Consider the following 8,654-nt stretch of genomic DNA (forward strand, 5'->3'; position numbering starts at 1 on the left):
GCTCTATAAAAAACCCCATCTTCATTCTCATAAATCATTCCTGATTGCTATAGGTGTGATAGAAACGACTTCTACAAAAGAAGATTCTGGATCTTTATTCTCATTATTTTCGATCACAAATTCACTCAAACCTACTTCTGTTTCTGGGTTTCCCCAATCATAAGTGTACCCTAAAGCTGTCCAAGGTTGAGCATCGTCATTATAGATTCCATTCTCATTTTTTTGAAAAGAATCACCTCTTTTTTTAATTAACCAATCTTGATGTTTTTTTTCAATTTTTGTGAATCTATTGGACACTGGAGAAATCAATTCTGCTTCGCGATCGCTAATTTCTGGATCAGCACTAGGACGAAACAAAAATTGAGGTTCAACCCACATTTCTACAATATTTTTATACTGCCAATTTGGATTAAGTCCTAATAATTGCTTTAATCTTAGGGATAAATTCGTTCCCCCAGATGCAACATATTGAGTGCAGAAATTTTTTAATTTCGGGTAAACTGTAACCCACATATCTATAGCTTGGGGTTCTTTTTGATTCAGTTTATAACCATCATAATTTGTCCAAGTTACTACTTTAAGACGACTTTTTCCAGGTTCTCCCTCCCAAACCAGTTTAGAATTATTTTCGGTAATTGCTGTCAATTTTTGATAAATTTCGCCATATTCTGGAACTTCTGCATCTTTAAGTGCTTCTTGATAAGCTGCTTTCACTTCTGGGTTAACATCACCATAAGCAGGTAAGGCACAATAGCTTGATGCTAGGGCAATAAAGCCGGTAAGAACAGCCAGTTGCGATAATCTTGAGGCGGACAATCTAAACAGCAAAATTACCTCCTTGATGCTCAAGAATGGTCTAATGTCAGAATTTACCCAATTATGTAAACATTCTGAATCAAGACCCGTATTTTTAATATTTTCTTTAATTTTTAGTAATTTCAATTGTATCCGACAGTTTTTACAGCAATTTTTAACTGAGTAGAACGAACTAAAATCTAACTCATGCTTTGTGCCTCTTCCTAACTGTAAAGTTTATTTTTGTTCAGTTACTTACTGCTTTGAAACACTTTTCATTAACTCTTGTTGATTATATAAACTATAATATTTTTCCTTACGTTTCATTAATTCTCTGTGGGTTCCTTGTTCAATAATTTCCCCTGCTTCCATCATAATAATTGTATCTGCTGATTTCACCGAACTAAGACGATGAGTAACAAAGAAAACTGTACAGTTTTTAAACCTTTGAGTTAGATTATTAAACACCTTTCTTTCTGTTTCGTAATCTAATGCGCTGGTAGCTTCATCCAGCACCAAAATTCGGGGTTTAGATAACACAGTACGAGCGATCGCAATACGTTGTCGTTGTCCTCCGGAAAGGGTTGATCCCCGTTCACCCAGTTTTGTATCGTAACCGTTGGGCAAGTCCATAATAAACCCGTGAGCTTCTGCAATTTCGGCAGCCTCAACAATTTCCTCTGAGGAAGCTTCTGGGTTCGCCAGGGCGATATTATCCCAAATTGTTCCCTCAAACAACAGAGAATCTTGTAATACCACTCCTATTTGACGGCGCAGGGAATAAATTTCTACTTTGCCGATATCATAGTTGTCGATAAAAATTGATCCCGACTCAGGCTCATAAAGCCGTGATAATAACTTGGTAAGGGTACTTTTTCCAGCCCCACTGGAACCGATAATGGCGATAAACGTACCAGGAACTAACTCTAAGTTAATATTTTTTAGTTGCCAAGGTCCATAGGATTTGAAACGAAAATAGATCCCTTGATACTGTACCGCACCCTGGATCAAAGGCATGGGAATATTTCTGCGATCTCGTTCTGCTTCTTGGGGGGTATTGGCGATATCCCCTAACCTTTCTAGGGAAAGGGCTGTTTCCTGGAAGTTTTGCCAAAGTTGGGTTAGGCGGAGAATGGGCGCAGTGACGTAACCGGAAATGATACGAAAGGCGATCAAAGCACCCAAAGTCAGCTCTCCTTGAAGAACTAAATAAGCCCCTACCCAAATTACCAATAATCCCGAAACTTTGCTCAAAAACTGAGTACCAGCATTGGTGATATTGGAAGTGATAATGGTTCTAAAACCAGTTTTAACATAGCGATCGTAGCGATCGAGCCATTCTTCCCGTAGTTGACTTTCAATGTTTTGTGCCTTGACGGTTTGTACCCCAGAAAGAACTGCTACTAAATGGGATTGGGTTTCGGCGTGACGTTTGGCTTTCAGTCGTAATTGTTGGCGAATGATAGGAGAAACCAAAACAGTTAGTGCAATAAACAGGGGAATAATACCCAAAGAAACTAAGGTTAATAAAGGACTATAAACCACCATCACCGCCAGATAGATGACAGAAAAAATTGCGTCTAAAACTACTGTTAAGGCGGTTCCTGTCAAAAAGCGACGCACTCTTTCTAACTCGTTAATTCGAGTGGCAATTTCTCCTACTGGTTGTTTTTCAAAATAACTTAGGGGTAATCGTAACAGATGATCAATAATTTCTGAGCCAAGGCTCATATCAATACGATTAGTGGTGTCCGTAAATAGATAGGTTCGGAGGGCAGATAATAAAGCCTCAAAAATAGCAACGATGAGGAGAAAAACCCCTAAAACTTGTAAAGTTGAGGGACTATTTTGGTTAATAACCCGATCGATAATCACCTGAATCATCAAGGGATTAGCCAAGGCAAATAACTGCACAAAAAATGAGGCAATAAAGACCTCGATTAAAACCCGTCGGTAACGAATTAATGAGGGGACAAACCAACGTAGATCGAATTTTTCTGGGGAGGTTTGACGAATGGGATTTAATAATAAAACTTCCTGTTCTGAATCGTCCCAATCTTCTGATAAATCGCTCCAAGGCCAATGAACGATTCCCCGTTCAGGAACGCCAAGAATTAGGCTACGACGATTCATTTCATAGACGATTACTAAACTCCCTTGCCATTGCATCAAAAAAGGAGTCCGTAAACGAGGAAATACATGACCAGGAACGCTCATTTGTTGGGGATTAAGTCCCATGAGTTCGGCAATGTTCCCACACCCGATCAAAGAAAGATTCCCGTGACGTTCCAACTGATCCACTAAAATACGTTGAATAACCTCTGGACGAAAAGGAACTTTAAAATAAAGGCTGAGCATCTGGAAACAGGCAATTCCTGCCTGTAACAAGCTTTTTCCCTGGACATAGGGATAGTTCTTCGGTAAATTTGTTTTTAGTAGTTCTCGGGGTATCTGTTGGTATTTAGCGAGAAATTCTGTTTCAGATATGACATAAGGGGTATCATCAATTTCCTCTTCTTCGGCAATCTCTGGGGAAGTTTCGTCTACAATTAGCTGTGCAACTGGAACCCCTACTAAACGAACCGAATTAGATCCTTCTACCTCGATGTGTCGCCAAGGATCTAGGGTAAGACGACTACCTATGGGGTTGCCAACAATTTTACCACCACTACTAACTAACCAAGCTTGTTGAGAATTTTGTAAATCAGGGTATTCAGCGTAGAGGGATTCTCCTGGGGGTAGATAGTATATTTTAGCGTCTTCTAGGGCTAAAGCTGCGAGAGGTTTGAGGGGGGTTTCTCCTTTAGCTTGTTGGTTGAGTTGATAACCCATTAGTTCAAATAGCTCTACGAAGGCGCAACTGTCTCGTAGTTGGGCTTGTAAACTGGGGTATTGTTCCAAATACTCCTTAAAACGTTGCTCATCCAACACTAAACCGATGATGTCAGTGGAGGCAATGGCAGTTTCGCAACCCATCCCTCTAGCCAAATTAACCCAACCTAACACAGTCCCTGCTCCTACCATTTCTAAGGTAGAAAATTGCTGATCACAGGGATTAAAACCTAGGGTTCTGGCTTCTCCTTGGTAGATAATGACGATATAGGATAGTTCTTCGTCTTTTTTAAAAATAACTTCTCCCATAGGATAACGAAACGGACTCAACTCTTGGGCTAAATCGGCGATCGCTGTTGGGGGAAGTTCTCCAAAAATGGGGTGTTTACTAAGGAATTTCTCTATTTGTAGGTTCGCTGAATTCATTCTTAATAAGAATTATTCTTAATTTTTCGCCAGGATTAACTAGGTTTAGGGTGACAATCGAAAGATTTGATTAGCCTTATTGTTGGTATAAACGTGGCTTTTAATTGCAATAAGATAACAAATTTTTGCATTAATTGCTATTGCGGGAGGTGAGTTGGCTTATGTTAATCGTGAAAATGGAGGGTCGTTCTCGGGTAAAATAGTTCTACTGCAAGTGAATGCAAGATTAGGCCAAAGGAAAAATTTATTATGAGCGATGTCGTACTTCATGTCTTTAATTGGAAGTATCAAGAAATTATTGACAGACTAGGAGAAATACGGGATGCAGGTTATGGTGCGATACTAATACCCCCAATTCTTTATTCAGATGTTAACGCACATCAGTGGTGGCAACGTTATCAACCGAAAGATTATCGAGTGCTTCTGTCTCATTTAGGAGGGAAAAAAGAACTAGAGGAATTGATTAAAAAGTGTCATAGCGGTGAGCATAAACTGAAGGTTTATGCTGATATTGTTATCAACCACATGGCTAATGAACATAGGGACGATAGATTGAGTTTTCCAGGAAACTCCGAACTAGCTAACTATCAACATAATAGAGACTTTTTTGAAGCCAATAAATTATATGGCGACTTAAATGAGGGCTTATTTTCTGCTCATGATTTTAATCGTTCGGGAAATATTCAAGATCATGAATGGTCTGACAGACATCGGGTTATCTATGGAGATATCAGTGATTTACCAGATTTAATGGATTCTCCTTGGGTTTTATTGCAACAAAGAACTATGTTAGCCGCTTTGGCAGAAATGGGTTTTGATGGCTTCCGTATTGATGCAATCAAACATATAAGTAAGCGCATGATCGATAATTTTGCTGATAGTGATTCATTGGCTAGAAGTTATTTATTTGGGGAAGTATTAACTACTAATGATCATGAAGAAAAAATCTTTTTAGATCCCTTTCTCGAAGAAACTTGGATATCTGCCTATGATTTCCGTCTGTTTCAAACCATCCGTAAAGCATTCAAGATGGGAGGTTCCCTCAGAAGATTAGCTCGTCCTGAAAACGAAAATAATGGTTTACCTTGGGATCGATCTGTTACTTTTGTAGTTAATCATGATCTGCCCCATAACGATGATTTTCGTCATTTGTTACTCGATCGCACCGATGAAAATCTAGCTTACGCTTATATTGTCGGGAAAGATGGGGGACTGCCTTTAATTTACTCGGATCATAACGAGTCTGTTCACAGACATCCTGAAGATCACGATCGCTGGTGTGATGCGTTTAAAAGAGACGATATTAAACGTATGATCCGCTTCCACAACCAGGTTCAAGGGAAACAGATGTGTATTTTATACGAAAGCGATTTAGTTCTGGTGTTTAGACGGGGAGATTGTGGCATTGTTGCTATTAATAAAGGGGGTGATCATGCTTGGGTGGAGTTTAGCACTTCTGGCTTAAAACAATCCACTCTCTACGAAGATGTGATCAATAACCATCAAATGACTCTCGAAGGCGATCGCTTTAACCTTTCCATTAACCCGAGAACTGCTCAAATGTGGTTAGCCAAATAATTAAGCGATCGCTTAATTATCATTTTTTTGTATTTGTCTAACTTGTTCCACCTCTAACTTTAACTCACATCTTGCACCTTCGATAAAACTGGCTAGTTTGTAAGTGTTCAGCTATCAGCCATCAGCTGAAACATATCAATCCCTATCTTATGCTGTGAGTGAGATTAAACATAAGCTTAACGCTTTCATCTCTTAGCTGAAAGCCGAACGCTGACTGCTGACTGCTGACTGCTGACTGCTTACTAATTTAAGTTTTTCTATGCTGGTGCAAGATATCAGTCTTAGCTGAAAGCTGAATGCTGTGCGATAGCGCCGGAACGGAGTGAGGAACTGCTTACTAATTTAAGTTTTTATCTACTGGTGCAAGATGTCAGTTAAACGGGGCAATTTGTACACTAGAATTGTCTCTATTAATTGTAAGAGTTCTTGCGGTTTTTGTTTGGGGGTTAACTCTTCTTTCACTCTTTGTATCAGTTGACGAGCATTTTCAATGGTTTCTGCTGATGGTGAGGTAATTAATTTCACTGTTGCTAAACCAATTTATCTTCGATGGAGATTTTCTAACCCATCTAATATTTTATCCCTAAAACTTGCTATTTTGTTAGAATTAAAATCAAGGTAGTTTCTGGGGCAAAATTGAGCCATGACAGCAGTAATTTTAAACTTAGATACAGTTAACCTTAGCGATGAACAATTTTATCGTCTTTGTCAAGTTAACCGAGATTGGAAACTAGAAAGAAATGCGAAAGGAGAATTAATTGTTATGCCACCGGTTGGGGGAGTTAGTGGAAACCGAGAAGCCGATTTTATCATTGACTTAGGAATATGGAACCGTCAAACTGGGTTAGGAAAAGTGTTCAGTTCTTCTACTATTTTTCGTTTACCTAAAGGTGGAGATAGATCACCTGATGCTGCTTGGATTAGTTTAACTCGTTGGCAATTATTAAGTCGAGAAGAACAAGAGAAATTTCCCCCTATTTGTCCTGATTTTGTCATAGAATTACGTTCTCGTACTGACTCACTAGAAACCCTTCAAGAAAAAATGCAAGAGTATCTTAATAGTGGTTTAAAGTTAGGTTGGTTAATTAATCCTCAACAGCAACAAGTGGAAATTTATCGCATTAATAAACCCGTAGAAATTAAAGATTTACCAACAGATTTAAGTGGAGAAAATGTCTTACCAGAGTTTACTTTATCTTTATCTATTTTTGAATAAAAATAAATGGGTTAGGGTGTAGGGTGAATTCGTACTTTTTTAATTATTAAGTTTTTTTGACTAGCATAAGATTTTAGTCAAAGCTTTATTATCTCCTAAAAAAAGACTGAACTCCCAACACAGAAAATAAAACACAGGTTATCATTGAGGGGTAATCTCCCTGTAACTAAGGTAATGCAGCAGAATCATTCAGAAACTGGCGATAATGTCGGTGAGGATAAAAATCAACAAACTAGCAATGATGTTTCTCGCTCTAATTTAGGAGGAGGTTTTGGAGGAAGAGATTATAATGGCGATGTTAATAATATTACCAATAATACTAACAATTTTTATCACAATCAACCTCAAGAAAAACGGAATGAAAATCAACAAAAATTAATTAAACATAGTAAGGATACTGCAACACGATTATTGTCTCAATCTCTACGCAATCAGGTTTATATTACTCTCAATAAACAGGTAGATGAAACTAAGGTTCTTCCTGCAATACAGTTAAAACGAGGTCATCAACAAATCGAGTGTTTACCGTCAGGAACTTCTATTATTGATGTTTATGATAGAGAAAAAGATATTCAAGGTCGTTTACTCATTTTAGGTAATCCAGGGGCAGGGAAATCAACTGCTTTATATAAGTTAGCAGAAACCTTAGCAATACGAGCAATAAATGATGTTAATCACCCCTTTCCTTTGTTATTTAATTTATCTTCTTGGACGAGTAATTATACAACTATAAAAGATTGGTTAATTGATGAATTAAATGTTCAACACGGTTTAAGTTACAAACTGGCGCAAGAGTATTTAGAAAAAGAATTAATTATTCCTTTATTGGACGGTTTAGACGAATTAAGAACCAATAGACAAGCTGCTTGTGTAGATGCCATTAATGAGTTTTTATTATCTCGTAATTGGAAAAACCCGTTAGTTGTCTGTAGTCGCTTAGAAGAATTTGAACTATTAAATACTCGTATTGGTTTAAATGGATCAGTGATTTTGGAACCATTAAATGATATTCAAATCAATCAGTATTTGCAAGATACAGAAGCATCAACCGTTCAAAAATTGATAGAAAAAGATAATCATTGGCGAGAGTTAGCACAAACTCCTTTATTTTTAGATATTATGGTTTTGGCTAATGATAAGATTCCTTTGAACTCTTTTACTAATGAAGGTCAAGAAGGATTAAAAACACAAAAAGAAAAGATATTTTATTTAATGGAATTGTATCTTCAAGACAGATTAGAAGATGTGAGATACTGGCAAAGTATTTATAAGACTAAAATTAAAAATTCTCCGAAAAGAAGACAAAAAAGGTTAAAAAATTATCTACTATATGTCAATAAACCACGGCAAACCCGTCATTATTTACAATGGTTAGCGAGACAATTGAATAGCAATAATCAAACCATTTTTCTAATTGAAAAATTGCAACCAGAAGATTTAGCAAATCGTCAACAAAAACTTATTTACAAGCTGATTTTCGGGCTGATTTTCGGGCTGATTTTCGGGCTGATTGTCGGGCTGATTTTCGGGCTAAAAGAGGGAGAATTAGAAATAAAAACCCAAACCAATCAAGGCATCCGATCTTCAGTTTATAACGCCATTTTAACCACAGGTTTAGTGATAATTCTGGGGGGGGGATTGTATTTGGGTTTATGGATGATTTCAGGATGGTTAAATCAAATTGATGAAGGGTTATTTATTCGTTTATCCAGTGCATTAATTTTTCTGATAGCTTATTCTTTAATTTGGTCTAATAGGAAGCTTCTCAAAAAGTCTGGGGGGACTCGCCGAAAGTTAGGGGACAAAG

General features: G+C 37.5%; 5 protein-coding genes and 1 pseudogene. 3 read left to right on the plus strand and 3 right to left on the minus strand.

Annotated features, from left to right (window positions below; all coding sequences use genetic code 11):
* Positions 1 to 27 precede the first annotated feature (27 nt).
* Complete coding sequence (locus P9B04_RS10050; protein ID WP_342054856.1) at positions 28 to 942, minus strand: hypothetical protein; 915 nt, start codon at positions 940 to 942, stop codon at positions 28 to 30.
* Positions 943 to 1,050: 108 nt separating this feature from the next.
* Positions 1,051 to 4,053, minus strand: coding sequence for a peptidase domain-containing ABC transporter (locus tag P9B04_RS10055; protein ID WP_342054857.1), 3,003 nt, complete (start codon positions 4,051 to 4,053; stop codon positions 1,051 to 1,053).
* 249 nt (positions 4,054 to 4,302) lie between these two features.
* Here P9B04_RS10055 and P9B04_RS10060 point away from each other — a divergent pair, with 249 nt between their 5' ends.
* The gene (locus P9B04_RS10060; protein ID WP_342054858.1) at positions 4,303 to 5,631 is read left to right on the plus strand and encodes an alpha-amylase family glycosyl hydrolase; all 1,329 of its coding nucleotides are present in this window, start codon (positions 4,303 to 4,305) and stop codon (positions 5,629 to 5,631) included.
* A gap of 375 nt (positions 5,632 to 6,006) precedes the next feature.
* Here P9B04_RS10060 and P9B04_RS10065 read toward each other — a convergent pair.
* Positions 6,007 to 6,171 (minus strand): annotated as a pseudogene (locus tag P9B04_RS10065) (DUF2887 domain-containing protein); the annotation flags it as partial.
* Positions 6,172 to 6,274: 103 nt separating this feature from the next.
* Between P9B04_RS10065 and P9B04_RS10070 the strand changes: the two are divergent.
* Both P9B04_RS10070 and P9B04_RS10075 read left to right on the plus strand, forming a co-directional pair.
* The gene (locus P9B04_RS10070; RefSeq protein WP_342054859.1) at positions 6,275 to 6,847 is read left to right on the plus strand and encodes a Uma2 family endonuclease; all 573 of its coding nucleotides are present in this window, start codon (positions 6,275 to 6,277) and stop codon (positions 6,845 to 6,847) included.
* Positions 6,848 to 7,021: 174 nt separating this feature from the next.
* Positions 7,022 to 8,654, plus strand: a 1,633-nt coding sequence (locus P9B04_RS10075) for an NACHT domain-containing protein (protein ID WP_342054860.1), incomplete at its 3' end; no start/stop codon positions are given.

This window comes from Crocosphaera sp. Alani8 (assembly GCF_038442745.1).
Lineage (GTDB): Bacteria > Cyanobacteriota > Cyanobacteriia > Cyanobacteriales > Microcystaceae > Crocosphaera.